Source organism: Pseudomonas sp. SIMBA_068, from assembly GCF_046534705.1.
GTDB lineage: Bacteria > Pseudomonadota > Gammaproteobacteria > Pseudomonadales > Pseudomonadaceae > Aquipseudomonas > Aquipseudomonas putida.
This window is the reverse complement of sequence record NZ_JAWRYI010001590.1, coordinates 1-238: the sequence shown is the minus strand read 5'-3', so window position 1 is coordinate 238 and position 238 is coordinate 1. Positions and strand designations below refer to the sequence as shown.

Genomic DNA, 238 nt, shown 5'->3' with positions numbered 1-238 from the left:
CCAGCTCGCCACGGCGCAGGTCGAGCAACACCGCATCGCGTGGCGCTACCCACAGCCCATCGCTACCCAGCAGGTAGCGCCGGCTCAGCGCCAGCGACAGGGTTTCCAGGCGCTGCGCCGGCATCTGGATGCCGCATTGCACGAACAGGCTGTCGGCATGCTGGCGGATGGTGGTGCCCGCCGGCGGCAACACCAGCGGGTAACACCCCACCTGGCCCCGCTCGACAGGCGAGGTGGC

At 70.6% G+C, this 238-nt stretch carries 1 pseudogene; it reads right to left on the bottom strand.

What is annotated here, in order from left to right:
- Positions 1 to 238: pseudogene (locus SB756_RS35060) on the bottom strand (pca operon transcription factor PcaQ); the annotation flags it as partial.